At 70.7% G+C, this 25,254-nt stretch carries 26 protein-coding genes; 19 read left to right on the top strand and 7 right to left on the bottom strand.

The window, feature by feature from the left end; all coding sequences use genetic code 11:
• The first annotated feature begins 168 nt into the window (after positions 1 to 168).
• The 3 genes from rho to RH861_RS14325 are packed head-to-tail and all read left to right on the top strand — an operon-like array spanning position 169 to position 3,922.
• Positions 169 to 2,352, top strand: a complete 2,184-nt coding sequence (rho, locus tag RH861_RS14335) for a transcription termination factor Rho (RefSeq protein WP_310521548.1) — start codon at positions 169 to 171, stop codon at positions 2,350 to 2,352.
• Positions 2,353 to 2,354: 2 nt separating this feature from the next.
• On the top strand, positions 2,355 to 3,431 hold the full coding sequence (prfA, locus tag RH861_RS14330; protein WP_310521547.1) for a peptide chain release factor 1: 1,077 nt from the start codon (positions 2,355 to 2,357) through the stop codon (positions 3,429 to 3,431).
• On the top strand, positions 3,428 to 3,922 hold the full coding sequence (locus RH861_RS14325; RefSeq protein ID WP_310521546.1) for a GNAT family N-acetyltransferase: 495 nt from the start codon (positions 3,428 to 3,430) through the stop codon (positions 3,920 to 3,922). Before prfA ends, RH861_RS14325 begins: the two co-directional genes overlap by 4 nt.
• A gap of 79 nt (positions 3,923 to 4,001) precedes the next feature.
• Here RH861_RS14325 and epsC read toward each other — a convergent pair whose 3' ends face one another.
• Both epsC and cysK read right to left on the bottom strand, forming a co-directional pair.
• Positions 4,002 to 4,595: a serine O-acetyltransferase EpsC gene (gene epsC / locus RH861_RS14320; protein ID WP_310521545.1), complete on the bottom strand. Its 594-nt coding sequence runs from the start codon at positions 4,593 to 4,595 to the stop codon at positions 4,002 to 4,004.
• Positions 4,596 to 4,625: 30 nt separating this feature from the next.
• Positions 4,626 to 5,561, bottom strand: a complete 936-nt coding sequence (cysK, locus tag RH861_RS14315) for a cysteine synthase A (protein ID WP_248598391.1) — start codon at positions 5,559 to 5,561, stop codon at positions 4,626 to 4,628.
• Positions 5,562 to 5,681: 120 nt separating this feature from the next.
• Between cysK and prmC the strand changes: the two genes are divergently transcribed.
• The 14 genes from prmC to RH861_RS14245 all read left to right on the top strand — a co-directional run bounded on the left by prmC (position 5,682) and on the right by RH861_RS14245 (position 17,720).
• Positions 5,682 to 6,530 carry a peptide chain release factor N(5)-glutamine methyltransferase gene (gene prmC / locus RH861_RS14310; RefSeq protein WP_310521686.1) on the top strand — a complete coding sequence of 283 codons (849 nt, stop codon included), beginning with the start codon at positions 5,682 to 5,684 and terminating at the stop codon, positions 6,528 to 6,530.
• A 37-nt stretch (positions 6,531 to 6,567) separates the two neighbouring features.
• A complete protein-coding gene (locus RH861_RS14305) occupies positions 6,568 to 7,416 on the top strand; it encodes an L-threonylcarbamoyladenylate synthase (protein ID WP_310521544.1) in 849 nt (282 codons plus the stop codon).
• On the top strand, positions 7,413 to 8,729 hold the full coding sequence (locus RH861_RS14300) for an MraY family glycosyltransferase (RefSeq protein WP_310521543.1): 1,317 nt from the start codon (positions 7,413 to 7,415) through the stop codon (positions 8,727 to 8,729). Before RH861_RS14305 ends, RH861_RS14300 begins: the two co-directional genes overlap by 4 nt.
• A complete protein-coding gene (locus RH861_RS14295; RefSeq protein ID WP_067947118.1) occupies positions 8,726 to 9,205 on the top strand; it encodes a Cg1360 family ATP-synthase-associated protein in 480 nt (159 codons plus the stop codon). Before RH861_RS14300 ends, RH861_RS14295 begins: the two co-directional genes overlap by 4 nt.
• Before the next feature lie 234 nt (positions 9,206 to 9,439).
• Entirely contained in the window at positions 9,440 to 10,237 is a 798-nt protein-coding gene (atpB, locus tag RH861_RS14290) for a F0F1 ATP synthase subunit A (RefSeq protein WP_067947116.1), read from the top strand.
• Between the two features lie 43 nt (positions 10,238 to 10,280).
• Positions 10,281 to 10,517, top strand: coding sequence for an ATP synthase F0 subunit C (gene atpE, locus RH861_RS14285; RefSeq protein ID WP_067947113.1), 237 nt, complete (start codon positions 10,281 to 10,283; stop codon positions 10,515 to 10,517).
• Between the two features lie 28 nt (positions 10,518 to 10,545).
• Positions 10,546 to 11,106, top strand: a complete 561-nt coding sequence (locus RH861_RS14280) for a F0F1 ATP synthase subunit B (RefSeq protein WP_248598395.1) — start codon at positions 10,546 to 10,548, stop codon at positions 11,104 to 11,106.
• A 3-nt stretch (positions 11,107 to 11,109) separates the two neighbouring features.
• Positions 11,110 to 11,904, top strand: a complete 795-nt coding sequence (locus tag RH861_RS14275; protein WP_310521542.1) for a F0F1 ATP synthase subunit delta — start codon at positions 11,110 to 11,112, stop codon at positions 11,902 to 11,904.
• 94 nt (positions 11,905 to 11,998) lie between these two features.
• Positions 11,999 to 13,636 (top strand): F0F1 ATP synthase subunit alpha, encoded by a 1,638-nt coding sequence (gene atpA, locus RH861_RS14270; protein WP_310521541.1) that lies wholly within the window; start codon positions 11,999 to 12,001, stop codon positions 13,634 to 13,636.
• Between the two features lie 83 nt (positions 13,637 to 13,719).
• Complete coding sequence (locus tag RH861_RS14265) at positions 13,720 to 14,628, top strand: F0F1 ATP synthase subunit gamma (RefSeq protein WP_067947105.1); 909 nt, start codon at positions 13,720 to 13,722, stop codon at positions 14,626 to 14,628.
• A gap of 27 nt (positions 14,629 to 14,655) precedes the next feature.
• Complete coding sequence (atpD, locus tag RH861_RS14260) at positions 14,656 to 16,113, top strand: F0F1 ATP synthase subunit beta (RefSeq protein WP_310521540.1); 1,458 nt, start codon at positions 14,656 to 14,658, stop codon at positions 16,111 to 16,113.
• Between the two features lie 2 nt (positions 16,114 to 16,115).
• Complete coding sequence (locus RH861_RS14255) at positions 16,116 to 16,376, top strand: F0F1 ATP synthase subunit epsilon (protein WP_067947101.1); 261 nt, start codon at positions 16,116 to 16,118, stop codon at positions 16,374 to 16,376.
• A gap of 10 nt (positions 16,377 to 16,386) precedes the next feature.
• Complete coding sequence (locus RH861_RS14250; protein ID WP_067947099.1) at positions 16,387 to 16,959, top strand: P-loop nucleotide/nucleoside kinase family protein; 573 nt, start codon at positions 16,387 to 16,389, stop codon at positions 16,957 to 16,959.
• Positions 16,959 to 17,720: a YaaA family protein gene (locus RH861_RS14245; RefSeq protein ID WP_310521539.1), complete on the top strand. Its 762-nt coding sequence runs from the start codon at positions 16,959 to 16,961 to the stop codon at positions 17,718 to 17,720. Before RH861_RS14250 ends, RH861_RS14245 begins: the two co-directional genes overlap by 1 nt.
• A 33-nt stretch (positions 17,721 to 17,753) precedes the next feature.
• Here the strand turns inward: RH861_RS14245 and RH861_RS14240 are convergent, their stop codons facing one another.
• Both RH861_RS14240 and RH861_RS14235 read right to left on the bottom strand, forming a co-directional pair.
• Complete coding sequence (locus RH861_RS14240) at positions 17,754 to 18,353, bottom strand: DNA-3-methyladenine glycosylase I (RefSeq protein WP_310521538.1); 600 nt, start codon at positions 18,351 to 18,353, stop codon at positions 17,754 to 17,756.
• The gene (locus RH861_RS14235) at positions 18,350 to 18,841 is read right to left on the bottom strand and encodes a methylated-DNA--[protein]-cysteine S-methyltransferase (protein WP_310521537.1); all 492 of its coding nucleotides are present in this window, start codon (positions 18,839 to 18,841) and stop codon (positions 18,350 to 18,352) included. Before RH861_RS14235 ends, RH861_RS14240 begins: the two co-directional genes overlap by 4 nt.
• Positions 18,842 to 19,027: 186 nt before the next feature.
• On the opposite strand from RH861_RS14235, the gene RH861_RS14230 reads away from it, so the two are divergent.
• Entirely contained in the window at positions 19,028 to 20,248 is a 1,221-nt protein-coding gene (locus RH861_RS14230) for a DUF4192 family protein (protein ID WP_310521536.1), read from the top strand.
• On the opposite strand, the gene RH861_RS14225 is transcribed toward RH861_RS14230, so the two are convergent.
• From RH861_RS14225 to RH861_RS14215, 3 genes are read right to left on the bottom strand one after another with little or no spacing between them, the layout of a single operon-like run.
• The gene (locus RH861_RS14225) at positions 20,242 to 21,690 is read right to left on the bottom strand and encodes an NAD(P)/FAD-dependent oxidoreductase (RefSeq protein WP_310521535.1); all 1,449 of its coding nucleotides are present in this window, start codon (positions 21,688 to 21,690) and stop codon (positions 20,242 to 20,244) included. The genes RH861_RS14230 and RH861_RS14225 overlap by 7 nt on opposite strands.
• Positions 21,690 to 23,105, bottom strand: coding sequence for an aspartate aminotransferase family protein (locus tag RH861_RS14220; RefSeq protein ID WP_310521534.1), 1,416 nt, complete (start codon positions 23,103 to 23,105; stop codon positions 21,690 to 21,692). The genes RH861_RS14225 and RH861_RS14220 overlap by 1 nt, the downstream gene beginning before the upstream one ends.
• Positions 23,106 to 23,131: 26 nt before the next feature.
• Complete coding sequence (locus RH861_RS14215; protein ID WP_067947159.1) at positions 23,132 to 23,614, bottom strand: Lrp/AsnC family transcriptional regulator; 483 nt, start codon at positions 23,612 to 23,614, stop codon at positions 23,132 to 23,134.
• Positions 23,615 to 23,808: 194 nt separating this feature from the next.
• On the opposite strand from RH861_RS14215, the gene RH861_RS14210 reads away from it, so the two are divergent.
• A complete protein-coding gene (locus RH861_RS14210) occupies positions 23,809 to 25,239 on the top strand; it encodes a gamma-aminobutyraldehyde dehydrogenase (protein ID WP_310521533.1) in 1,431 nt (476 codons plus the stop codon).
• Positions 25,240 to 25,254: the final 15 nt, after the last annotated feature.

Raw genomic sequence — 25,254 nt, 5'->3', positions numbered from 1 at the left:
GCGCACCCGGCAGACGCTGCAAGCTCGCGTTCCCGCCGCATCGTGCAATTCCCGGCATTTCATGCTTTCGCAACGCGCAGTCTGCGCCCCGTGCGCACGACTCCGTCGCGCCGCGATCAGCTCTCCTCGGCCAACCCAGCACCTGGCGAGGGGAAAGGACGAATCCCAGTGACCAACGGAACCGACCACGCCGACGGCGTGGCGACCCGCACCCGCCTGACCACGATGAAGGTGGCCGAGCTCCAGGAGCTCGCCGCCTCCCTCGGCATCGCGGGCGCCTCCAAGCGCCGAAAAGGAGAACTCGTGGACCTGATCTCCGCCCACCACGACGCCGACTCCGCCGACTCCGCCGACGCTGCCGTCGCCGCAGTCGAGGCTCCGGCCACCGACGGGCAGGCCCTGCCCGGGCTCGAGGCTCCGGCAGCCGCCGAAGCCGGGCCCGCCGCCGACACGACGCCCGCTCCGGCGCCGTCGGTCGACGGCGACGCGGCCCGATCCGAGGCGCCCGCCGCCGCGGCATCCGTCACCGACGCCCCGCCCGTCGAGGCGCCCACACGACGCGGCCGCCAGCCGCGACGCGCGACGAGCGCGACGGCCGCGGCCCGCCACGCCAACGCCGGACTCAGCGGCGTCGACCTCGTGCCCGGCGACCGCCCGGCCGAGGCCCCCCAGGCGGACGAGCCGGGCGACGACGCCCGCGAGGCGGCGCGCGCCGCCGTCCGCGAGGAGCTCGCCGCTGTCACCGGCGGCGCCGGCGACGCCGGCCGCACGCCCGCCCCCGAGGGCGAGCAGGCCGAGGGCGAGCAGGCCGAGAAGGAGCCGCGTCAGGGCCGTGGCCGCAACCGCGGCCGACGCGGCGGCGGCGACCGCGACCGCAGCGAGGGCCAGAAGCCCGAGCAGAAGGGCGACGACCGCCAGAACGGCAAGGGCGGCCAGGAGGCCGGCAAGCAGGCCGACGCCGGCCGCGGCCAGGACCCGCGCAAGGCCGACGAGTCGGGCGACGAGCGCCAGGCAGACTCCGACCGGGGCCCGAAGGAGCAGGGCGGCCGCGGCCAGCAGTCGCGCAGCGACCAGCAGCAGGGCGAGGGCGAGGGCGGCCGCCGCAACCGCTACCGCGACCGCAAGCGTCGCGGTCAGGGCGGCGGCGACGAGGTCGAGCCCGAGATCCTCGACGACGATGTGCTGATCCCCATCGCCGGCATCCTCGACGTGCTCGACAACTACGCCTTCGTGCGCACGACGGGCTACCTCCCCGGTCCGAGCGACGTCTACGTGTCGCTGGGCCAGGTGAAGAAGTACCACCTCCGCAAGGGCGACGCGGTCGTCGGCGCGATCAAGCAGCCTCGCGAGGGCGAGGGCAACAGCCGCCAGAAGTACAACGCGCTCGTCAAGGTCGACTCGGTCAACGGCCAGTCCGCCGAGGAGGCCGCCGCGCGGGTCGACTTCCAGAAGCTCACCCCGCTCTACCCGCAGGACCGCCTGCGCCTCGAGACCGAGCCCACCAAGCTCACGCAGCGGATCATCGACCTGGTGGCGCCGATCGGCAAGGGCCAGCGCGGCCTCATCGTCGCGCCGCCCAAGGCCGGCAAGACGATCGTGCTGCAGCAGATCGCGAACGCCATCGCGACGAACAACCCCGAGGTCCACCTCATGGTCGTGCTCGTCGACGAGCGTCCCGAAGAGGTCACCGACATGGAGCGCACGGTCAAGGGCGAGGTCATCGCGTCGACCTTCGACCGCCCGGCCGAGGACCACACCACGGTCGCCGAGCTCGCGATCGAGCGCGCCAAGCGCCTCGTCGAGCTCGGCCACGACGTGGTCGTGCTGCTCGACTCGATCACCCGCCTCGGCCGCGCGTACAACCTCGCGGCACCGGCATCCGGTCGCGTGCTCTCGGGCGGCGTCGACGCCTCGGCGCTCTACCCGCCGAAGCGCTTCTTCGGTGCGGCGCGCAACATCGAGAACGGCGGCTCGCTCACCATCCTCGCCACGGCGCTCGTCGAGACCGGGTCGAAGATGGACGAGGTGATCTTCGAGGAGTTCAAGGGCACCGGAAACTCGGAGCTGCGCCTGTCGCGCCAGCTCGCCGACAAGCGGATCTTCCCCGCCGTCGACGTCAACGCGTCGTCCACGCGTCGCGAGGAGATGCTGCTGTCGCCCGACGAGGTCAAGATCACCTGGAAGCTCCGCCGCGCCCTCGCCGGGCTCGAGCCGCAGCAGGCCCTCGAGGCCGTCCTCGGTCGCCTCCGCGAGACCCAGTCGAACACCGAGTTCCTGCTGCTCATGCAGAAGTCGGCACCGGTCGGCGGCAACGGCAACGGCCACGGGCACGACGCCGACCACCACCGCTGAGCATGTTCGAGTCCGTCCGGGCCCTGATCGCCGAGCACGGCGAGCTCCAGGAGGAGCTCGCCGACCCGGCGCTGCACGCCGACGCCGCGCGCGCCAAGCGCGTGAACCGTCGCTACGCCGAGCTCAGCCGCATCGTCACCGCGCACGACGCCTGGCAGCAGGCGCAGAACGACCTCGAGGCGGCACGCGAGCTCGCCAAGGAGGACGCCGCCTTCGCCGAGGAGGTGCCCGCGCTCGAGGAGCAGCTCGCCGAGTCGCAGGAGAAGCTCCGGCGCCTCCTCATCCCGCGCGATCCGGACGACGGTCGCGACGTGATCATGGAGATCAAGGGCGGCGAGGGCGGCGCCGAGAGTGCGCTGTTCGCCGCCGACCTGCTGCGCATGTACATCCAGTACGCGCAGTCGAAGGGCTGGAAGACCGAGCTGCTCGAGTCCGACGAGTCCGACCTCGGCGGGTACAAGAACGTGCAGGTCGCCATCAAGTCGAACGCGAGCGACCCGGCGCAGGGCGTGTGGGCCCACCTGAAGTACGAGGGCGGGGTGCACCGCGTCCAGCGGGTGCCCGTGACCGAGACGCAGGGGCGCATCCACACCTCGACGACGGGGGTGCTCGTCTTCCCCGAGGTCGACGAGCCCGAAGAGGTCGAGATCAACCAGAACGACCTCAAGATCGACGTGTACCGCTCCTCGGGTCCCGGTGGGCAGTCCGTGAACACCACCGACTCCGCCGTGCGCATCACGCACGTGCCCACGGGCATCGTGGTGGCCATGCAGAACGAGAAGTCGCAGCTGCAGAACCGCGAGGCGGCCATGCGCGTGCTGCGAGCCCGCCTGCTGGCGCGCCAGCAGGAGGAGCTCGCCGCGGCCGCGTCGGACGCGCGCAAGTCGCAGATCCGCACCATGGACCGCTCCGAGCGGATCCGCACGTACAACTTCCCCGAGAACCGCATCGCCGATCACCGCACCGGTTACAAGGCGTACAACCTCGACCAGGTGATGAACGGCGCGCTGGATCCGATCATCGAGTCGGCCGTGCAGGCCGACGAGGAGGCCCGGCTCGCCGACCTCGGCGACCAGTGAGCGACGTCGTCGTCCGGCCGATCCGCGACGAGGACTGGCCCGCGGTCTTCCGCATCATCGACGAGGTCGTCCGCGACGGCGAGACGTACGCGTACCCCGAGGAGCTCACGACGGAGTCCGCACGGGCATTGTGGATCGAGCCGCCGCCGGGACTCACGGTCGTGGCCGAGCGCGACGGGCGCATCCTCGGGTCGGCCAAGATGGGGCCGAACCGCCCCGGCCGCGGCGACCACATCGGCACGGCCTCGTTCATGGTCGCCGCCGAGGCGCGCGGCGCCGGAGTGGGCCGCCTCCTCGGCGAGTGGGTCGTCGACTGGCACCGTCGGGCGGGCTTCGCCGGCATCCAGTTCAACGCGGTCGTCGAATCGAACGTGGTCGCGGTCCGCCTCTGGCGCTCGCTCGGGTTCGAGGTCGTCGGCACGGTCCCGGGCGCCTTCCGCTCGCGTCGGCGCGGCCCGGTCGGCCTCGCGGTGATGTACCTGCCGCTCTGACCGTTCGCGGATCGGAGCGCGTCGGCCCGCCCGCCACCGGCACCCGGCGGAAGCTCCCGCACGGCGGGACGGTCGAGGCTCAGATGTGGAAGTCGACGTGCCAGTCGTGGACGCCACGCGCGGCATCCGCCGTCGCGGGCGAGAGCGGCTTCGCGACCGCCGGGATGCCGACGAGCAGCGAGTGCGGCGGCGCGCCGCGGGTCACGACGGCGTTCGCGCCGATCGCGCTCCACGAGCCGATCTCGATGTCCCCGAGCACCTTCGCACCCGCTCCGACGGTGACGCCGTCGCCGAGCGTCGGATGCCGCTTGCTGCCCTTCGGCGCGCCGCGCGGCGCCTTCCCGCCCAGGGTGACGCCGTGGTACAGCATGACGTCGTCGCCGACGACGGCGGTCTCGCCGATGACGACGCCCATCCCGTGGTCGATGAAGAACCGCCGGCCGATGGTCGCTCCGGGGTGGATCTCGACGCCCGTCAGGAACCTCGTGAACTGCGACAGCAGTCGCGCGGGCAACCGCAGTGCGGGGGTGTGCCAGAGGCGGTGCGCGAGCCGGTACGACCAGATGGCGTGCAGGCCGGAGTAGGCGAGCACGATCTCGATGCGGCTGCGGGCCGCGGGGTCGTGGGAGCGCGCGGTCGCGATGTCGTCCCTGAGGGTGCCGAGGATTCCCACCGGCTCAGTCAAGCAGATGCCGTCTGGGGATCAGTCGAGCAGCCCCTCGTAGAGCACCGTCGAGAGGTAGCGCTCGCCGTAGCTCGCGAGGATCACCACGATCGTCTTGCCGGCGTTCTCGGGCCGCTTGGCGAGCTGGGTGGCCGCGTACACGGTGGCGCCCGACGAGATGCCGCCCAGGATGCCCTCCTCGACGCCGAGGCGACGCGCGGTCGCGACGGCCTGGTCGATGTTCACGTCGATGATCTCGTCGTAGACGTCGCGGTCGAGGATCGACGGCACGAAGTTCGCGCCGATGCCCTGGATCTTGTGCGGGCCGGGCTGGCCGCCGTTGAGGATGGGCGACTCGAGCGGCTCCACGCCGACGATCTGCACCTCGGGCTTGCGCTCCTTGAGCACCTGGCCGACGCCGGACAGGGTGCCGCCGGTGCCGATGCCCGACACGAAGATGTCGACGGCGCCGTCGGTGTCGTTCCAGACCTCCTCGGCGGTGGTGCGACGGTGGATGTCGACGTTCGCCTGGTTGTCGAACTGGCGGGCGAGCACGGCGCCCGGGGTCTCGGCGGCGATCTGCTCGGCGCGCGCAACCGCGCCCTTCATGCCCTCGGATCCGGGGGTGAGTACGAGCTCGGCGCCGTACGCGCGCAGCAGCGCGCGGCGCTCCTTGCTCATGGTCTCGGGCATGGCGATGACCACCCGGTAGCCGCGAGCGGCGCCGATCATGGCGAGCGCGATGCCGGTGTTGCCGCTCGTGCCCTCGACGATGGTGCCGCCGGGCTTCAGCTCGCCGGAGGCCTCGGCCGCGTCGACGATGCCGATGCCGAGGCGGTCCTTCACGCTCGCGGAGGGGTTGTAGAACTCGAGCTTGCCGAGCACCGTCGCCTCGGCGCCATCCGTCACGCGGTTCAGCTTCACGAGCGGCGTGCGCCCGAAGACCTCGGTGATGTTCTCGTAGACCTGAGCCATGGTGTTCCCTCTCGTGACGACGGCGGCGTGCCGCGACCCAGCCTACGGCGGCCGGCGGGGCAGGGGGAGTGGGTTACATTCCTTTGCGTGAATGCTTCCGCGACGTCCGGCGCCCGCCCACTGCGCGAGGCGCGCGACGAGGCGGTCGACGCGCTGCGGGCGGCCGGAGTGCCCGACCCCGAGGTCGACGCCGACCTGCTCGTCGGCCACGTGCTCGGGCTGTCGCGCGGCGGGGTGCACGCGAAGCTCGTCGTCGGCGCCGAGCTGACGGCGTCGGATGCCGCGGCGCTCGCCTCGCTCGTCGCCAGGCGAGCGCGCCGCGAGCCGCTGCAGCACCTGACGGGACGCGCCCCGTTCCGGTCGCTGGAACTGGCCGTCGGCCCGGGCGTGTTCGTCCCGAGGCCCGAGACGGAGCTCCTCGCGCAGTTGGCCATTGACGCACTCCGAGCCGCCGCCGAGCCGGAACCGGTCGCGCTCGACCTCGGCGCGGGCAGTGGTGCGATCGCGCTCGCCATGGCGACGGAGGTGCCGCACGCGCGGGTGTACGCGGTCGAGAACTCGCCGGAGGCGTTCCCCTGGACGCAGCGCAACGTCGAGGAGGTCGGCGCGCCGAACCTGACCCTCGTCTTCGGCGACCTCGCCGACGCGCTCGGCGAGCTGGAGGGTCGCGCCGCGGTCGTCGCGTCCAACCCGCCGTACATCCCGCAGGATGCGATCCCGCGCGACCCGGAGGTGCGGCTGCACGATCCGGAGCCGGCGCTCTACGGCGGCCCCGACGGGCTCGACGTGGTCCGGATCCTGTCTCGCCGCGGGCTCGAGCTGCTGCATCCCGGCGGCGCCCTCCTCATCGAGCACGGCGAGACGCAGTCGGCCGAGATCGCCGGCATCCTCGCAGGCGACGGATGGCACGCCATCGCCCATCACCGCGACCTCACGGGTCGCGACCGCGTCACGACCGCTCGGCGCTGAGGTCCCGCGCGGGCGCGGCCTCTAGAATCGACGGGCCATGACTTCCATCCACGACTGCTCGGTCGAGTCCGAGCTCCTCGCCGGCATGCGCCTGGCCCGCCGCGCCATCGGCAGCGGCGAGCTCGTCGTCATCCCCACCGACACCGTCTACGGCGTGGCCGCCGACGCGTTCAGCGCCGAGGCGGTGCAGCGGCTGCTCGACGCCAAGGGGCGCGAGCGCACCTCGCCGCCGCCGGTGCTCATCCCCGGCATCCCGACGCTCGATGCGCTGGCGGTCGAGATCCCGGAGGCGGTCCGCACGCTCGTCGCCGAGTTCTGGCCGGGCGGCCTCACGGTGATCCTGCGCGCCCAGCCCTCGCTGCAGTGGGACCTGGGCGAGACGCGCGGCACCGTGGCACTGCGCATGCCAGCCAACCGCATCGCGCTGGAGCTGCTCTCCGAGACCGGCCCGCTCGCGGTGTCGTCGGCCAACCTGTCCGGCATGCCGTCCGCGACGACGGCCGAGGCCGCGCACGAGATGCTCGGCGACCGCGTGGCCGTGTACCTCGACGGCGGCGAGGCCGGAACGGACTACAAGGCGATCGGCGAACGGCCGGGCGACACGTCGTCGACCATCGTCGACGCGACCGGCATCGGGGCCGACGGCTCGGGCGAGCTGCGCATCGTCCGCGCGGGCGTCATCTCGCGCGAGCGCATCGCCGCGGTCGTGGGGGAGTCGCTGCTCGCCCCCGAGCGCACGGTCATCGGCCCCGATGCGACCGACGGGGCGCCCGAGCTCGTCGACGGCGACGCCGATGCCGACGTGGCATCCGCTGACGCGACGCCCGCCGACGCGGCATCAGCTGACGCGGCGCCCGACGATCGAACGGATGCCGCCGCCTCATGACCCTGTTCGTCGCCCTCGCGCTCGTCGCGGCGATCGTGACGTTCGCCGGTTCGATCGTGGTCTGGAAGCTGAGCCTGAAGTACCGGCTCTACCCGAAGATCCGCGAGCGCGACGTGCACACCCGCCCGACGCCGCGTCTCGGCGGCATCGCCATGTTCGGCGGCATCCTCGCCGCGATCGGTGCGGCGGCGTGGGTCTCGACGCTCGGGATCGACCGGTTCGCGAACGTGTCGATCATCTTCCAGGACCGCTGGCAGGTGCTCGCGATCCTCGTCGCCGCGGCCCTCATCGTCGCGATGGGCGTGGCCGACGACATCTGGGACCTCGACTGGATGACCAAGCTGGCGGGACAGTTCCTCGCCGCGGGCCTGATCGCCTGGCAGGGCGTGTCCATCGTCTCGCTGCCGATCGGGCTCGGCCCGGACGGCGGGCTCATCGTTGGATCGTCGTGGATGAGCGCCGTCATCACGGTCTTCACGATCGTGCTGGTGATGAACGCCATCAACTTCATCGACGGGCTCGACGGCCTGGTCGCGGGCGTGGCGCTCATCTCGAGCGGCGTCTTCTACCTCTACTCGTACCTGCTCGTCCAGCAGACCTCGCCGACCAACTACTTCAACCTCGCGTCGTTGCTCGCGGTGGTCGTCGTGGGCGCGTGCCTGGGCTTCCTGCCGCTGAACTGGCACCCGGCCAAGCTGTTCATGGGCGATGCCGGAGCGCTCCTCATCGGCCTGCTCATGGCCACGTCGGCGATCGCGGTCACCGGCCAGATCGACCCGGGCACCATCAGCACCCAGGGCGAGCTGCTGTTCCCCGCGTTCATCCCGATCATCATCCCGTTCGCGGTGCTGATCATCCCGCTGCTCGACTTCGGCCTCGCCGTCATCCGCCGACTGCGCGCGGGCAAGTCGCCGTTCGCGGCCGACCGGAAGCACCTGCACCACCGGCTCCTCGACATGGGCCACTCGCACCTGCACGCCGTGCTCATCTTCTACGGCTGGACCGCCGTCGCCTCGCTCGGCTGCCTGCTCGCGTTCGTGCTGCCCGTCTACTTCCGCATCGACCCGATCTGGGCGTTCGCGTTCATCGGGGTGGGCTTCGTGGTGCTCGCCGCGGTCACGCTCGCTCCGCTCGGCCGTCGCAAGCGGCAGACCGTGGCGGCCGAAGCGGATGTCGCGAACGCGCCGTACGCGCCCGGACTCGACGAACTCGCAGCCAACGGCAGCCCGCAGCAGCCCGAACTCGCCCCTGCCACGCCCGCCACCCCCGACACGTCCGCGTCCGCGGACGAGAACCGCACAGGAGCCCGATGAGCGCCGCACCCCGAGACCCCGCCGACCGCACGCCCACCTCGAACCCCGTGCTGCGGCGCGCGCTCCTGTGGAGCGGCGTGCTGGCCGCCGTGATCGCGGTCGTGGGCGGCGTCGTGGGCTTCGTCGTCGCGGGCACCGAGGGGCTCGTGAGCGCCCTGCTCGGCACGCTCATCGCCGTCGGCTTCATGGGCATCACCGCTGCGAGCATCCTGATCGCCAACCGCTTCGCGGGATCCGACCTGTTCGTCGGGGCGTTCTTCGGCATCGTGCTCGGCGGCTGGCTGCTGAAGTTCATCCTGTTCATCGTGCTCGTGGTGCTGCTGCGCGGCGCGCCCTGGCTGGACCCCATGGTGCTGTTCATCGCCATCGTTGCCGGCGTGCTCGGATCGCTCGTCGTCGACGTCCTCGTCGTGGCGAAGTCGCGGCTGCCCTACGCGAGCGACACCAAGCTGCCCCCGGCGCCCTCCGACGACTAGCATCCGGGTGGCATCGGATGCCTCGCGGAGCATGCTCGCGGCGTCCGGGCCGGTCGCCGCGGACTTCTACGCGATGTAGCGATTCGGCAGGCGCCCGAAGTCTTGCTAGAGTGGGGGCGATCCCCCACGGTCCAGCCCAGCTCAGGCATGGGTTCCGGACCGTGTCCGATGTTCGTCGTCGCGAGAGCCCTGCTCCACGCCCCGAAACAGGAGATAGCGCTGCTAGCTAACGCTGTGAACCTGCTGGTTCTGACTGCAACCGAAGATGGTGGCTTCCATGCGCCCTCGATCTCGGAGTTCTTCCCCGAAGTGGTGCTCTTCGAGGGGACCCCGTTCGCGATCAACCGGATCATGCTGGTCCGCTTCATCGCGGTCGCGGCCCTCCTCCTGGTGTTCTGGCTGGGCACGCGACGCATGCGCGTCATCCCGGGCCGATTCCAGAGCATCGTCGAGATGGGACTGGACTTCGTCCGCGTGAACATCGCCGAGGACCTCCTCGGCAAGAAGGACGGCAAGCGATTCCTGCCGATCCTGACGACGATGTTCTTCATGATCCTGTTCATGAACCTGACGGGCGTCATCCCCGGGCTCAACATCGCGGGAACGTCGGTGATCGGCGTCCCGCTCGTGCTCGCGATCGTTTCCTACGTCACGTTCATCTACGCCGGCATTAAGAAGAGCCCCAAGAACTTCTTCAAGAACTCGCTGTTCCCGTCGGGCGTGCCGATCTTCGTGCTCCCGATCGTCGCCCTCATCGAGCTGATCTCCACGTTCATCCTGCGGCCCGTCACGCTGACGCTACGACTCCTGATGAACATGATCGTCGGGCACCTCCTGCTCGTGCTCTTCTTCTCGGCGACGCACTTCTTCCTGTTCACCCTGGGCGGCGCGTGGACCGTGCTCGCAGCGGGCAGCCTGGCCTTCGGCTTCGCCTTCACGCTGTTCGAGATCCTCGTCGCGATCCTCCAGGCCTACGTCTTCACACTCCTCACCGCCGTGTACATTCAGCTCGCGGTGGCCGAGGAGCACTGAGCCGGGCAAACGCCCAGAACACCCCCAAGAAAGGAAACACAACGTGGACGCAACCACCGTTCTCGCGGAGATCAGCGGCAGCATCGCGACGGTCGGCTACGGCCTCGCGGCGATCGGCCCGGCCATCGGCGTGGGCATCGTCGTCGGCAAGACCATCGAGGGCGTCGCTCGCCAGCCCGAGCTCGCCGGCCGACTCCAGGTCCTGATGTGGATCGGCATCGCCTTCACCGAGGCGCTCGCGTTCGTCGGTATCGCCACCGGCTTCATCTTCGGCTTCTGATCGGGCCACGCACACCGAGGAGGCAATCGTGCTTCATGCAGTCGTGAGTGCTGCTACCGAGGGGGAGTACAACCCGCTGCTGCCGGCCGACTACGACATCATCTGGTCGGCGGTCATCTTCGCGGTGCTGCTGCTCTTCTTCTGGCGCTATGCGCTGCCCCGACTCCAGAAGCTGCTCGATGAGCGTGCCGAGGCGATCGAGGGCAACATCGCGAAGGCCGACGAGGCCCAGCGCAAGGCCGAGGCGGCGCTCGAGGAGTACACCGCCCAGCTCGCCGACGCGCGTGCCGAGGCCGGCCGGATCCGCGAGACCGCTCGCGAGGACGGCAAGAAGATCGTCGCCGAGGCGAAGGAGCAGGCATCGACCGAGGCGGCTCGCATCACCGCGAGCGCGCAGGCGCAGATCGAGGCGGAGCGCCAGACCGCGCTCGTCTCGCTCCGCTCCGAGGTCGGCACCATCGCGATCGACCTCGCCTCCGGCGTGGTGGGGGAGACCCTCACCGACGACCAGAAGGCCAAGGCCGTCGTCGACCGCTTCCTCGCCGACCTCGAGGCGTCCGAGCAGGCCGCCGCAGGAGGGAAGAAGTAGTCCATGGGCAGCGCTACGAGAGGGGCCCTGGCCGGGACGCGAGCGGAGCTCGCGACGCTCGGCCGGGCCGAGCTCCCGGTCGCCGGCGACCTCCTCGCCGCGACCCGGGTCATCGGCGCCACGCCGCAGCTGCGTACGGCCCTCACCGACAACGAGGCCGGTCCTGACCAGAAGCGCGCGCTCGTCGAGCGCGTCTTCGGCGGCCGTCTCCAGCCTGCGGCCGCGGCGCTCCTCGCGAGCGCGGCGTCGCAGCGCTGGTCCTCGGCCGAGGACTTCCTCGGCGGGCTCGAGGACCTCGGGCTCCGCGTCGCCGCCGAGGCGGCGGGCGAGTCGGTCGAGGTCGACGCCGAGCTGTACGCGTTCCAGCGCGCAGTCGCGTCCGACGCCGAGCTCGAGCTCGCGCTCGGATCGAAGCTCGGTTCGACCGATGCCAAGGTCCGGCTGGTCGAGCGGCTGCTCGCCCCGCGCGCGTCGGCGGCCACCACGATGATCGTCGGACACCTGGTGCAGCAGCCGCGAGGCCGCCGCATCGGCGAGATGCTGCGGCACGCGGCATCCGTCGTCGCCGACCAGCGCGGCTTCGACGTCGCCACCGTCACGAGCGCGGTTCCGCTCACCGACGACCAGGTCGCCCGGCTCGAGCGCACGCTCGGAAGCCAGGCCGGCCGCCGCATCCGCTTCGACTCCATCGTCGACCCCGAGGTCCTCGGCGGCGTGCGGGTGCAGATCGGCGACGACGTCATCGACGGCAGCGTCGCCAGCCGCCTCAACGACCTGAGGCAGCAGCTCGCCGGCTGACGCCGGCCCCACCCGACCGGCGTCCGCGCCGCGACCCACCAGCAGCTGTACCCCGGTACAGGACAGGGCCTGGCCCTCAGAAAAGGAAATGGCAATGGCAGAACTCTCCATCAGCCCCGACGAGATCCGTTCGGCTCTCTCGGAGTTCGCCCGGGACTACGAGCCGGGCGCGGCGCAGAAGACCGAGGTCGGCTACGTCGTCGACGCCGCCGACGGCATCGCCCACGTCGAGGGCCTGCCCTCGGTCATGGCGAACGAGCTCGTGCGCTTCGCGGACGGCACGCTCGGCCTCGCGCTCAACCTCGACGAGGACGAGATCGGTGTCGTCGTGCTCGGCGAGTTCACCGGCATCGAGGAGGGCATGGAGGTGACCCGCACGGGCGAGGTCCTCTCGGTGCCCGTCGGCGAGGGCTACCTCGGGCGCGTCGTCGACCCGCTCGGCAACCCGATCGACGGCCTCGGCGAGATCGCGAGCGAGGGGCGCCGCGCGCTCGAGCTCCAGGCGCCCGGCGTCATGCAGCGCAAGTCGGTGCACGAGCCGCTGCAGACCGGCATCAAGGCGATCGACGCGATGATCCCTGTCGGCCGCGGCCAGCGCCAGCTCATCATCGGCGACCGCCAGACCGGCAAGACCGCCATCGCCATCGACACGATCATCAACCAGAAGTCGAACTGGGAGTCGGGCGACCCCACCAAGCAGGTGCGCTGCATCTACGTCGCGATCGGCCAGAAGGGCTCGACCATCGCCTCGGTGAAGGGCGCGCTCGAGGACGCCGGTGCGATGGAGTACACCACCATCGTCGCGGCGCCGGCGTCGGACCCCGCGGGCTTCAAGTACCTCGCGCCGTACACCGGCTCGGCCATCGGCCAGCACTGGATGTACGCCGGCAAGCACGTGCTCATCATCTTCGACGACCTGTCCAAGCAGGCCGAGGCCTACCGCGCGGTGTCGCTGCTGCTGCGCCGTCCGCCGGGCCGTGAGGCGTACCCGGGCGACGTCTTCTACCTGCACTCGCGGCTCCTCGAGCGTTGCGCGAAGCTGTCGGACGAGCTCGGTGCGGGTTCGATGACGGGTCTGCCGATCATCGAGACCAAGGCGAACGACGTCTCGGCCTACATCCCGACCAACGTGATCTCGATCACCGACGGTCAGATCTTCCTCCAGTCCGACCTGTTCAACTCGAACCAGCGCCCCGCGGTCGACGTCGGCATCTCGGTGTCGCGAGTCGGCGGTGACGCGCAGGTCAAGTCGATCAAGAAGGTCTCCGGCACGCTCAAGCTCGAGCTCGCGCAGTACCGCGCACTCGAGGCCTTCGCGATGTTCGCGTCTGACCTCGACGCGGCCAGCCGCCGCCAGCTCGAGCGCGGCGCGCGCCTCACGGAGCTGCTCAAGCAGCCGCAGTACTCGCCGTACCCCGTCGAGGAGCAGGTCGTCTCGATCTGGGCGGGCACTAACGGCAAGCTCGACGAGGTCCCCGTCGAGGACATCCTGCGCTTCGAGCGCGAGTTCCTCGACTACCTCGGCCGCAACACCTCGGTGCTGGCGGACCTCCGCGAGTCGAACGTGCTCTCCGACGAGACGGTCGCGACTCTCGAGTCCGAGGTCGACAAGTTCAAGCTCGAGTTCCAGACGGGTGAGGGCAAGCCGCTCGCCTCGGTCGGCAGCGAGCAGTTCGAGGCGATCGCCGAGGAAGAGGTCGTCCAGGAGAAGATCGTCAAGGGTCGTCGCTAGTCGATTCCTTCGTCCCCGGGCCCTCGGCGTCGGCCGAGCCGGCGTGAGGGTCCGGGAACGGGAAATCAGGACACAGGAGAAACATGGGAGCGCAGCTTCGGGTCTACCGCCAGAAGATCAAGTCGGCGCAGACGACCAAGAAGATCACGCGAGCGATGGAGCTCATCTCCGCCTCGCGGATCCAGAAGGCGCAGGCGCGCGTCGCCGCGTCGACGCCGTACTCCGACGCGATCACTCGCGCGGTGTCGGCGGTGGCGAGCTACTCGAACGTCTCGCACGTGCTCACGACCGAGCCCGAGCGCGTCGACCGCGCCGCGATCGTGATCTTCACGTCGGACCGCGGCCTCGCGGGCGCCTTCAACTCGCAGGTGCTCCGTGAGGCGGAGGAGCTCGCCGAGCTGCTTCGCAGCCAGGGCAAGCAGGTCGTGTACTTCCTCATCGGCCGCAAGTCGGTGGGGTACTTCACGTTCCGACGCCGGGACTACGAGCGCAGCTGGATCGGCGGGACCGACAACCCCGAGTTCGACACCGCCAAGGAGGTCGCGGACGCCGTGCTCGAGGCGTTCCTCCGCGACTCCGCCGACGGCGGCGTCGACGAGATCCACATCGTCTACAACCGGTTCGTGAGCCGGATCACGCAGGTGCCGGTCGTCACCCGACTGCTGCCGCTCGAGGTCGTCGAGGCCGAGGAGGAGCAGGCGCCCACCGGCAAGGCGGAGGTGTTCCCGCTCTACGAGTTCGAGCCCGACGCCGAGACCGTCCTCGACGGGCTCCTCCCCGTCTACATCGAGAGCCGCATCTTCAACGCGATGCTGCAGTCCGCGGCGGCGAAGCACGCGGCGACGCAGAAGGCGATGAAGTCGGCCACCGACAACGCCGACAAGCTCATCACGGACTACACGCGACTGGCCAACGAGGCCCGTCAGTCCGAGATCACGCAGCAGATCGCCGAAATCGTGGGTGGAGCCGACGCGCTCTCCTCCTCCAAGTAGCCAAGATTCATCCAGAAGGAAGAGAACATGACTGACACCGCAACCGCGCCGGTCCAGGACCGGACCGGGGCCGTCGGCCGCATCGCCCGCGTCACCGGCCCGGTCGTCGACATCGAGTTCCCGCACGACTCGATCCCCGAGATCTACAACGCCCTGAAGACCACCATCACCATCGAGGGCGAGAGCACCGAGCTCACGCTCGAGGTCGCGCAGCACCTGGGCGACGACCTCGTGCGCGCCATCGCGCTCAAGCCGACCGACGGCCTCGTCCGCGGCCAGGAGGTGCACGACACCCGCGCACCGATCTCGGTGCCCGTCGGCGACGTCACCAAGGGCAAGGTCTTCAACGTCATCGGCGAGGTGCTGAACGGTGAGCCCGGTGAGACCATCGAGATCACCGAGCGCTGGCCGATCCACCGCAAGCCGCCGAAGTTCGACCAGCTCGAGTCCAAGACCCAGCTCTTCGAGACCGGCATCAAGGTCATCGACCTGCTCACCCCGTACGTGCAGGGTGGCAAGATCGGCCTCTTCGGTGGTGCGGGCGTCGGCAAGACGGTCCTCATCCAGGAGATGATCCAGCGCGTCGCCCAGGACCACGGTGGTGTCTCGGTGTTCGCCGGCGTCGGCGAGCGCACGCGTGAGGGCAACGACCTCATCCACGAGATGGAGGAGGCCGGCGTCTTCGACAAGACGGCCCTGGTCTTCGGCCAGATGGACGAGCCGCCCGGGACGCGCCTGCGCGTCGCGCTGTCGGCGCTGACCATGGCGGAGTACTTCCGCGACGTCCAGAAGCAGGACGTGCTGCTGTTCATCGACAACATCTTCCGCTTCACCCAGGCCGGTTCCGAGGTGTCGACGCTGCTCGGCCGCATGCCCTCCGCGGTGGGCTACCAGCCGAACCTCGCCGACGAGATGGGCATCCTGCAGGAGCGCATCACGTCGACGCGTGGCCACTCGATCACCTCGCTGCAGGCGATCTACGTGCCCGCTGACGACTACACCGACCCGGCGCCCGCCACGACGTTCGCGCACCTCGACGCGACCACCGAGCTCTCGCGTGAGATCGCCTCGAAGGGCCTCTACCCCGCGGTCGACCCGCTGACCTCCACGTCGCGCATCCTCGACCCGCGTTACCTGGGCGAGGACCACTACCGCGTGGCCACCACGGTCAAGCAGATCCTCCAGAAGAACAAGGAACTGCAGGAGATCATCGCCATCCTCGGTGTCGACGAGCTCTCCGAAGAGGACAAGATCACGGTGTCGCGTGCGCGCCGCATCCAGCAGTTCCTCTCGCAGAACACCTACATGGCCAAGAAGTTCACGGGTGTCGAGGGCTCGACCGTCCCGCTCAAGTACACGATCGAGTCGTTCGACGCGATCGCCCGCGGCGACTTCGACCACGTCGCCGAGCAGGCGTTCTTCAACGTCGGACCGATCTCCGACGTCGAGGAGAAGTGGGCGAAGATCCAGAAGGAGAACGGCTGATCATGGCCGCCCTCAACGTGAGCGTCGTCTCGGCGGACCAGGAGGTCTGGTCCGGCGAGGCGGCCATGGTGGTGGCGCGCACGGTCGAAGGCGAGATCGGCATCCTGCCGGGTCACGAGCCGATGCTCGCGATCCTCGCCGGCGGCGAGGTGCGCGTCACCCTGCCCGGCGGTGAGAAGATCACCGCCAACGCGGAGGACGGATTCCTGTCCGTGCAGTCCGACGCCGTGCAGGTCGTGGCCTCGCGGGCCGCGCTCGCCTGAGAGGCTGCGGATGCAGGGGGAGCAGCCGTTCGACCGCCAGTTCGGTGACCTGAGCGTCACCCAGCTCATCGTGATGGCCGGGCTGCCGGGCGCGGGCAAGTCGACGATCGGCGAGATCGTCGGCGCCCGCCTCGGCGCCACGGTCGTCTCGGTCGACCCGATCGAGTCCGCGATCCTCCGTGCGGGGATCGACGCCGACCAGCCGACCGGCCTCGCCGCGTACCTCGTGGCCGAGCAGATCGCCGAGAAGGAGCTCGAATCCGGGCGCACGGTGATCGTCGACGCGGTGAACGCCGCGGAGTCCGCCCGCCTGCAGTGGCGGGACCTCGCCCAGCGCAACGACGTCCGCCTTCGCGTGATCGAGGTCGTCTGCTCGGACGAAGCGCTGCACCGGCAGCGTCTCGAGAAGCGCGAACGGCACCTCCCGCACCTCGACGAGACCACCTGGCGTGCCGTGGAGCAGAGCCTCGAGGGGTACGCACCCTGGACGGGGCCGTCTTCAGCGCTTCCGCGCGTGACGATCGACAGCGCGCAGTCGCTCGGCGCGAACGTCGACGCCGCGCTGGCGTTCATCGGCTCGTAGTGCTGCTCCTGCTGCCGCCGTCCGAGACCAAGCGCGAGGGTGGGACCCATGGTCCGTTCCAGCCGTCGCAGCTCTCCTTCCCGACGCTCGCGGAGCCACGGGCCGAGGTGCTGGCGGCGGTGACGTCGCTCGCCGCGGATCCCGACGCGATGATGCGCGCCCTCAAGCTCGGACCCCGCCAGGCCGGCGAGGTGGAGCGCAACCGCGCGCTGCGGGAATCGCCGACCATGGCGGCGATCGATCGCTACACCGGCGTCCTGTTCGACGCCCTGGATGCGCCGACCCTCGGCGAGGAGGCGCGTCGGTACGCCGCGTCGCACCTGGCGGTGCACTCGGCGCTCTTCGGGCTCGTCGGCGCGCTCGACCGCATTCCCGCGTATCGCCTGTCCCACGACTCCCGGCTGCCGGGTCTCCGATTGAAGTCGCTGTGGCGGGAGCGCATCGCCGAGGTGCTCTCCGACCACCCGGGACTCGTGGTCGACCTGCGGTCGGAGGGGTACGCCGACCTCGGACCGGCTCCCGCGCGCCGCGACTCCGTCTACCTGCGCGTCGTCTCCGCCGACGCGCAGGGGCGTCGGCGTGCGCTGAACCACTTCAACAAGCGTGCCAAGGGCCTGTTCGTGCGGGCGCTGCTCGGCGACCAGCCGGTCCTCCACGACCGGGACGACCTCATCCAGTGGGCCCGTGCCGCGGGCTTCACCCTCGACGCAGGAGCCGCCGTCGACGGGGCTCGGCCGGACGAGCTCGAACTCGTCGCCTGACCGGACCGGTCCGCGCCCGCGGCGCCCGAGCCGTCAGCGCCGCGGAGCGTCCTCGGCTCCGGCTCTGAAGCACCCGGCGACGTGGTCGTCCACCATGCCGGTCGCCTGCATGAGCGCGTACATCGTCGTGGGTCCGACGAATCGGAAGCCGTGCGAGCGGAGCGCGCGGCTCATGGCGGTGGATTCCGTCGTCACGGCGGGTACCTCGGCGAAGGAACGAGGCGCGCGCCCGCGTCGCGGAGGCGCGAATCGCCACAGGTAGCGGTCGAGGGGCTCGTCGAGGGCGAGCACGGCATGGGCGTTCGAGATGGTCGCCTCGATCTTGCCGCGGTGTCGGATGATGCGGGCGTCGGCGAGCAACCGCTCGACGTCGGCCTCGTCCATCTGCGCCACTCGCTCGGGCGCGAAGCCGTGGAAGACCTCGCGGAACGCGGGACGTCGCCGGAGGATCGTGATCCAGGACAGCCCGGCCTGGAAGCCTTCGAGGCAGAGCTTCTCGTAGAGGCGTACGGGGTCGTGTTGCGGACGACCCCATTCCTCGTCGTGGTACCGCCGGTACTCGGCATCCGCCGCCCCCCACGCGCAGCGGGCGAGGCCGTCCTCGCCCAGGACCACGTCGACGGAGGTCGTCATGCGGCGAACCCGACGCGTTCGTGAGCGAGCAACCACAGCTTGGTGGGGACGCCCTCGCCGCCCGAGTAGCCGGTGACCCGCCCGTCGGACGCGAGCACGCGGTGGCACCCCACGATGATCGGCACGGGATTCGCCCCGACGGCCCCGCCGATGGCGCGAGCCGAACCCGGGCGGCCGACGGCGGCAGCCAGCGCGCCGTACGACGTCGCCTCGCCCCACCCGAGCCGCCCGAGCTCCGACCAGACCGCCTGCTGGAAGGGCGTACCCACCAGCCGGACCGGGAGGTCGAACTCCGTGCGGGTGCCCGCGAAGTACTCCGTGAGTTGGCGGCGTGCCGACTCCAGCACGGGATTGGGACGCTCCGGCTCGTCGTCGTGGGGGAGCGTCCCGTCGCGCTCCATGGTGAGCGAGGTCAGGTGCGTGTCATCGGCCTGCAGTTCAATGCGGCCGACGGGGCTGTCGAAGCGAAGGAGGTACGGGGAGGTCATGCTTCGAGGCTAGCCGCGGCATCCGTCATCGACTGGCGGGAATCGGACACTGCTCGTGCGGCGGTCAAGACCGCGGCCTGTGGAGGAGCGGTCCGACCAGTCCTCCCCAGGCGGCCGTGACTCCGCGGCGCCCACCGGCAGGATGCGCCGCCTCCCAGGCGGTCGCCCGTCGCCGACGCTTGGCGCATGACGACGATCATCCGCGCCGGCTCGGCGCACGACTTCCTCGCACTCGTTCCCGCCCTCGTGGGCTACCGTCCCGCCCGATCCGTGCTCTGCGTGGCGTTCAGCGGCAACCGCACGGGCGGCGTCCTGCGCCACGACCTTCCCGCAGATCCGGAATCGGCCGACGCGCTGGTCTCGACGATGGTCGGCACGATGTGCCGGCTCGCCGAGGCCGATGCGGTCGTCCCCATCGTGTACACCGACCGGGAATTCGCAGAGGACGGCGGCATGCCGCATCGCGAGCTGCTCGAGGCGATCGTCCGACGGGCCGAGGAGGCCGGCTTCCTGGTGCGGGACGCGTTGTGCGTCGCCGCGGACGCCTGGGGTTCGCTGCTCGACGACGACCTGCCGTCCGGAGGGCGCGAGCTCAGCCTCGTCGCCGAGAGCGCGCTCGCCGCACGGGCGGAGGAGCACGGGCCGGTCGCGGACTCGCCGGCGAAGCTCGCGCGCCTGCCGGAACCGGACCCGCTGGTGAGCGCCGAGATCGCCCGCCTGCTCGCCGAGCTCGACGGCCCGGTCGACGGCGCGGACGAGGTCGTCGAGTGCGAACGGCGGCGGCGGGCGGCGCTCGACGAACTCGAGCGCGAACTGGGCGACGGGCTCGATCCCGTCGTCGCCGCGGAGCAGCTCGCGCGGGGCGAGATCGCCTCGCCCGCCGGCCTCGCCTGGCTCGTGCACCTGCTCGAGCGGCCCCTGTTCCGCGACGCCGTGCTCCTGCAGGTGGCCTTCGGTGCGGTGATCGGCGAGCTCGCCCTCGACTCCGCCGAGGACGCCGCGCTCCGCGCCCGCGACGCGGATGCCAGCCTCGAGGAGCTCATGCGGCGCGAGTTCGACGAGGCCGATGCCGAGTCGGTCGACGCGTTCCTCACCCGCCTGCTGCTCGGCCAGGCCGCCGCCAGGCCCGAGCGCCGACGCATCGAACGGGCGCTCGAGACGCTCACCGTCGCCGCCGCGAACGCTCCGGTATCGCACCGCGCCGGCGCGCTGTGCGTCGCGGCATGGCTGTCGTGGGCGCTCGGCCGCGGCTCGGCTGCGGGCGCGCTCATCGAACTCGCCCTCGAGTCGGACGCCGAGCACGGCATGTCCCAGGTGCTCGCCCGATTCTTCGGAACCGGCACGCTGCCGGAGTGGGCGTTCCAGCCGCCGGCGGATACCGCATGGGAGCGCCGGACGGGTCAGTGACCGGTGAACGGGCCGATCATCCTCGCCAGCAGGGAAGGCCGCCTGGTCGCGCGCTCCTCGGCGTCGGCGATCGCCATGCCGGTGATGCCGAGGTTCGCGAGCACCCAGCGGATGGGCTCCGGTTCCCAGAGCGGCGAGCGATGGTTCGCCCACGGCAGCTCGGTGAGGTCGCTGCGACGCCCGAGCACGAGGTCGGCGAGCGTGCGTCCGGCGAGGTTGGTCGTCGAGAGGCCGTCGCCCACGTACCCGCCGGCGAAGCCGACTCCCGTGCGCGGGTTGTAGCTGGCGGTCGCATGCCAGTCGCGCGAGATGCCCAGCGGTCCGCCCCAGCGATGGGTGATCGCGGCATCCCCGACGGCGGGGAACAGGTCTCGGAGCGCGCGGCGGAGATGGGTGAAGACCGCGTCCGAACGCTCGAACCGAGGGTCGACGGCGCTGCCGAAGTGGTAGTGCGCGCCCCGTCCGCCGAACGCGACGCGATTGTCGGCGGTGCGCTGGCCGTAGACCAGGAGGTGCCGGAAGTCGCTGAACGTCTGGCCGTGCTCGATCCCGATCTCGTCCCAGACGGCGTCGGGGAGCGGCTCGGTGGCGATCATGAGCGAGTAGATCGGCAGGATGCGCCGCCGTACGCGGGGGAGACCGGGCCCGTACCCCTCGGTGGCCACGATCACGTGGCGCGCGGCGAGGGTCCCCTCGGCGTCGCTGCCGTCGAGCGCTCGGAACCGCACGCGCCCGGCCGCGAAGTCGACGACCTCGGTGCGTTCGAAGATCGCGACGCCGCGCGCCTCGAGGACACGGGCGAGTCCTCGCACCAGCTTGGCGGGATGGACCCTGGCGGTGGCCGGGTCGATCACCGCCGCCGGGACTCGCCCGTCGAGTCCGACGGCGCCGAACCGGTCGGCGACGGCGTCGGCATCCCAGTACTCCAGGGCGTCGACGCCGAACCGGTCGGCCTCGAGCACCTCCGCCCGCGCCGCACCGCGCTGGACCTCGTCACGGGCGAACAGCACCGTCCCGCCCTGGGCGAAATCGCAGTCGATGCCCTCGACGTCGACCACGCGCCCCACCTCGGCGACGGTGTCGACCATCGCACGACGCATCGCGACGGCCGCGTCGCGGCCGTGCGAGCGTTCGAGCGAACTCGCCGACCGCGGGAACAGCGCCGAGCACCAGCCGCCGTTGCGACCGGACGCGCCGAAGCCGGCGATCTCCCGTTCGAGCACGGCGATCCTCAGGTCCGGATCGGCCGCATTCAGCGCATACGCGGTCCAGAGCGCCGTCAGGCCGCCGCCGATGAGGCACACGTCGAATCGCGCGTCTCGCGTGAGCGCCGCGCGCGGGCGGAGGTCGTCCAGCCCGCGCGCGGCGAGGTCGTCGAGCCAGAAGCTCGCGCGGCGGTACCCCGCCGGAGCGGCATCCGTCGCGTCGCCGACCGCCGTCATCAGAGGCGGCTCCACGCCTCGGTGAGGACGCCGCGGAGGATCTGCTCGATCTCGCGGAACTCCGAAGGTCCGATCGTCAGGGGCGGTGCCAGCTGGATGACGGGGTCGCCGCGGTCGTCGGCGCGGCAGTACAGGCCGGCGTCGAAGAGCGCCTTCGACAGGAACCCGCGGAGCAGGCGCTCCGACTCGTCGTCGTCGAAGGTCTCCCTGGTGGCCTTGTCCTTCACGAGCTCGATGCCGAAGAAGTAGCCGTCGCCGCGCACGTCGCCGACGATCGGCAGGTCGAGGAGCTTCTCGAGCTCGGCGCGGAACAGCGGCGAGTTCTCGCGGACCCGCTCGTTGAGACGCTCCTCCTCGAAGATGTCGAGGTTCTCGAGGGCGACGGCCGCCGAGACGGGGTGCCCGCCGAAGGTGTAGCCGTGGTAGAACGACGTCGTGCCGGACTTGAACGGCTCGTAGATCTTCTCGGAGACGATCGTCGCGCCGATGGGCGAGTAGCCGGAGGTCATCGCCTTGGCGCACGTGATCATGTCGGGCACGTAGCCGTAGGCGTCGCACGCGAACATGTGGCCGACGCGACCGAACGCCGCGATGACCTCGTCGGAGACCATGAGCACGTCGTACTTGTCGCAGATCTCGCGCACGCGCTGGAAGTAGCCGGGCGGCGGCGGGAAGCATCCGCCGGAGTTCTGGATCGGCTCGAGGAAGACGGCGGCCACCGTCTCGGGGCCCTCGAAGAGGATCATCTCCTCGATGCGGTCGGCGGCCCAGCGTCCGAAGGTCTCGACGTCGTCGGTGGGGCCGCCCATCTCGGCGGCGCGGTAGAAGTTGGTGTTGGGCACGCGGAACCCGCCGGGGGTGAGCGGCTCGAACATCTGCTTCATCGCGGGGATGCCGGTGATGGCGAGGGCGCCCTGCGGCGTGCCGTGGTACGCCACGGCACGCGAGATGACCTTGTGCTTGGTCGGGATGCCGCGCAGCTTCCAGTAGTACTTCGCGAGCTTGAAGGCGGTCTCGACCGCCTCGCCGCCGCCGGTCGAGAAGAAGACGCGGTTCAGGTCGCCGGGGGCGTAGTCGGCCAGGCGGTCGGCGAGCTCGATGGCCGCGGGGTGCGCGTACGACCAGATGGGGAAGAACGCGAGCTCCTCCGCCTGGCGTGCGGCGACCTCGGCGAGCCGACGGCGGCCGTGGCCGGCGTTCACCACGAAGAGCCCGGAGAGCCCGTCGAAGTACTTGCGGCCGCTGATGTCGAAGACGTGGTGCCCGTCACCGCGCGTGATGATGGGGACCCCGTTCTCCTCCATCGTGGACTGGCGGGCGAAGTGCATCCACAGGTGGTCCTTCGCCTTCTGCTGCAGCGCGGCGTCGTCGAAGCCGGCCGAACCCAGGCTCGGGGCTGCATCGAGGGTGGTCATCGGATCTCCTTCCGGGCGGCCCGCGGTCAGCGGGTGCCCCAGTTGTAGAACTGCTTCTGCAGCTTGAGGTAGACGAACGTCTCGGTGGTCTGGACGCCGTCGAGGTTGCGGATCCGCGAGTTCAGCAGGGTGATGAGCTGGTCGTCGTTCTCGCAGACGACCTCGGCCATGAGATCGAAACTGCCCGCGGTGAGGACGACGTAGTCGATCTCCGGGATCTCCGCGAGCGCCTCCGCGAGCGCGCGCGTGTCGCCGGTGGCGCGGATGCCGATCATCGCCTGGCGGGTGAAGCCGAGCTGCATCGGGTCGGTCACCGCGACGATCTGCATCACGCCGGCCTCGGTCAGGCGCTGCACGCGCTGGCGCACGGCGGCCTCCGAGAGGCCGACGGCCTTGCCGATGTCGGCATAAGAGCGGCGACCGTCGGCCTGGAGCTGCTCGATGATCGCCTTCGAGACGTCGTCGAGTTGCACCGGCCGATGGCCGGACGTGCGGTTGCCGTTCGACATGCGTCCGATCATGACAGTCGCTTCGTCCATCCACAAGTGATTCCGTCGAGATGTGCGCGATTCGCAACGGATTCCATCGTGAATGCCCTTCCGATCAACTGTTCGCCGTGGCACGATGGTGCGCATCGCGAGCGCCGCGCCGGGCATCCCCACGCCTCCGGCCGCGGCATCCGCCCCACCTACCGGAGGACCCCGTGACCGAGACCCTGCGCAACTTCATCGGCAACGAGTACGTCGACGCCCGCGGCGAGGAGGTGCTCGACCTCGTGGATCCCGCGACCGAGGAGGTCTACGGACGGGCACCCGTCTCGACGGCAGCCGACATCGACGCCGCCTACGCGGCGGCGTCCGCGGCGTTCGACGCCTGGGGCCGCACCACGCCGGCCGAACGACAGCTCGCACTCACGCGCATCGCCGACGCCATGGAGGCGAGGGCCGACGAGTTCGCGGACCTCGAGTCGCAGGACACCGGCAAGCCCCGTGCCACGCTCGTCGCCGACGAGATCCTCCAATCGGTCGACCAGCTGCGATTCTTCGCCGGCGCCGCCCGCAACCTCGAGGGGCGCTCGGCGGGCGAGTACGTCGCCGATCACACCTCGTTCGTGCGCCGCGAACCCATCGGCGTCATCGGCCAGGTCGCCCCGTGGAACTACCCGCTCAACATGGCGGTGTGGAAGGTGGCCCCGGCCATCGCCGCCGGCAACACCGTCGTCCTCAAGCCGTCCGACACCACGCCGCTCGCCACGCTGAAGCTCGCCGAGGTCGCTGCGGAGTTCCTGCCCGCCGGCGTCCTCAACGTCGTCACCGGCGACCGCGCCACCGGAGCGGCCCTGCTGCAGCACCCCACCCCCGAGATGGTGGCCATCACCGGCTCCGTCCGCGCCGGCATGGAGGTCGCGCGCGCCGCGGCATCCGACCTCAAGCGCGTGCACCTCGAGCTCGGCGGCAAGGCGCCCGCGATCGTCTTCGACGACGTCGACCTCGAGCAGGCGGCCGAGGGCATCGTCACCGCCGCCTACTTCAACGCCGGCCAGGACTGCACGGCCGCGACCCGCGTGCTCGTGCACGAGTCCGTCCACGACGAGCTCGTCTCGGTGCTCGTCGAACGCGCACGCACCCATGCCCGCACCGGCGGCCCCCGCGAGGACGGGGTCTTCTTCGGTCCGCTCAACAATCCCACCCAACTCGCCAACGTCGCCGGCTTCGTCGACCGGCTGCCCGACCACGCCGACATCGCCACGGGCGGCCGACGGCAGGGCGACCGCGGGTACTTCTGGGAGGCGACCATCGTCACCGGGCTCCGACAGGAGGACGAGGCCGTGCAGCGCGAGATCTTCGGGCCCGTGCTGACCGTCCAGCCGTTCCGCGAGGAACGCGACGCCGTCGCCATGGCCAACGGCGTCGACTACGCGCTCGCTGCCTCCGTCTGGACCCGCGATCACGGCCGCGCCATGCGCTTCGCGCGCGACCTGGACTTCGGATGCGTGTGGATCAACACCCACATCCCGTTCGTCTCCGACATGCCGCACGGCGGGTTCAAGCACTCCGGCTACGGCAAGGACCTCTCCCAGTACGGCTTCGAGGACTACACGCGCATCAAGCACGTCATGAGCTTCATCGGCTGACCGGCGGCTCGGTCG

It is taken from the genome of Agromyces indicus, from assembly GCF_031432295.1.
In the GTDB taxonomy this organism is placed as follows: Bacteria; Actinomycetota; Actinomycetes; order Actinomycetales; family Microbacteriaceae; genus Agromyces; species Agromyces indicus.
This window is presented reverse-complemented; position numbering and strand designations above follow the sequence as displayed.

What these genes read in the sequence shown, in the direction of transcription:
- atpD (WP_310521540.1), top strand. Translation starts at nt 14,656, where the DNA reads ATGACTGACACCGCAACCGCGCCGGTCCAGGACCGGACCGGGGCCGTC.
- RH861_RS14255 (WP_067947101.1), top strand. Translation starts at nt 16,116, where the DNA reads ATGGCCGCCCTCAACGTGAGCGTCGTCTCGGCGGACCAGGAGGTCTGG.
- RH861_RS14300 (WP_310521543.1), top strand. Translation starts at nt 7,413, where the DNA reads ATGACCCTGTTCGTCGCCCTCGCGCTCGTCGCGGCGATCGTGACGTTC.
- RH861_RS14295 (WP_067947118.1), top strand. Translation starts at nt 8,726, where the DNA reads ATGAGCGCCGCACCCCGAGACCCCGCCGACCGCACGCCCACCTCGAAC.
- RH861_RS14275 (WP_310521542.1), top strand. Translation starts at nt 11,110, where the DNA reads ATGGGCAGCGCTACGAGAGGGGCCCTGGCCGGGACGCGAGCGGAGCTC.
- RH861_RS14225 (WP_310521535.1), bottom strand. Translation starts at nt 21,690, where the DNA reads ATGACGGCGGTCGGCGACGCGACGGATGCCGCTCCGGCGGGGTACCGC.
- RH861_RS14250 (WP_067947099.1), top strand. Translation starts at nt 16,387, where the DNA reads ATGCAGGGGGAGCAGCCGTTCGACCGCCAGTTCGGTGACCTGAGCGTC.
- atpA (WP_310521541.1), top strand. Translation starts at nt 11,999, where the DNA reads ATGGCAGAACTCTCCATCAGCCCCGACGAGATCCGTTCGGCTCTCTCG.
- cysK (WP_248598391.1), bottom strand. Translation starts at nt 5,561, where the DNA reads ATGGCTCAGGTCTACGAGAACATCACCGAGGTCTTCGGGCGCACGCCG.
- RH861_RS14215 (WP_067947159.1), bottom strand. Translation starts at nt 23,614, where the DNA reads ATGTCGAACGGCAACCGCACGTCCGGCCATCGGCCGGTGCAACTCGAC.
- RH861_RS14240 (WP_310521538.1), bottom strand. Translation starts at nt 18,353, where the DNA reads ATGACGACCTCCGTCGACGTGGTCCTGGGCGAGGACGGCCTCGCCCGC.
- prfA (WP_310521547.1), top strand. Translation starts at nt 2,355, where the DNA reads ATGTTCGAGTCCGTCCGGGCCCTGATCGCCGAGCACGGCGAGCTCCAG.
- RH861_RS14265 (WP_067947105.1), top strand. Translation starts at nt 13,720, where the DNA reads ATGGGAGCGCAGCTTCGGGTCTACCGCCAGAAGATCAAGTCGGCGCAG.
- RH861_RS14230 (WP_310521536.1), top strand. Translation starts at nt 19,028, where the DNA reads ATGACGACGATCATCCGCGCCGGCTCGGCGCACGACTTCCTCGCACTC.
- RH861_RS14305 (WP_310521544.1), top strand. Translation starts at nt 6,568, where the DNA reads ATGACTTCCATCCACGACTGCTCGGTCGAGTCCGAGCTCCTCGCCGGC.
- RH861_RS14235 (WP_310521537.1), bottom strand. Translation starts at nt 18,841, where the DNA reads ATGACCTCCCCGTACCTCCTTCGCTTCGACAGCCCCGTCGGCCGCATT.
- RH861_RS14220 (WP_310521534.1), bottom strand. Translation starts at nt 23,105, where the DNA reads ATGACCACCCTCGATGCAGCCCCGAGCCTGGGTTCGGCCGGCTTCGAC.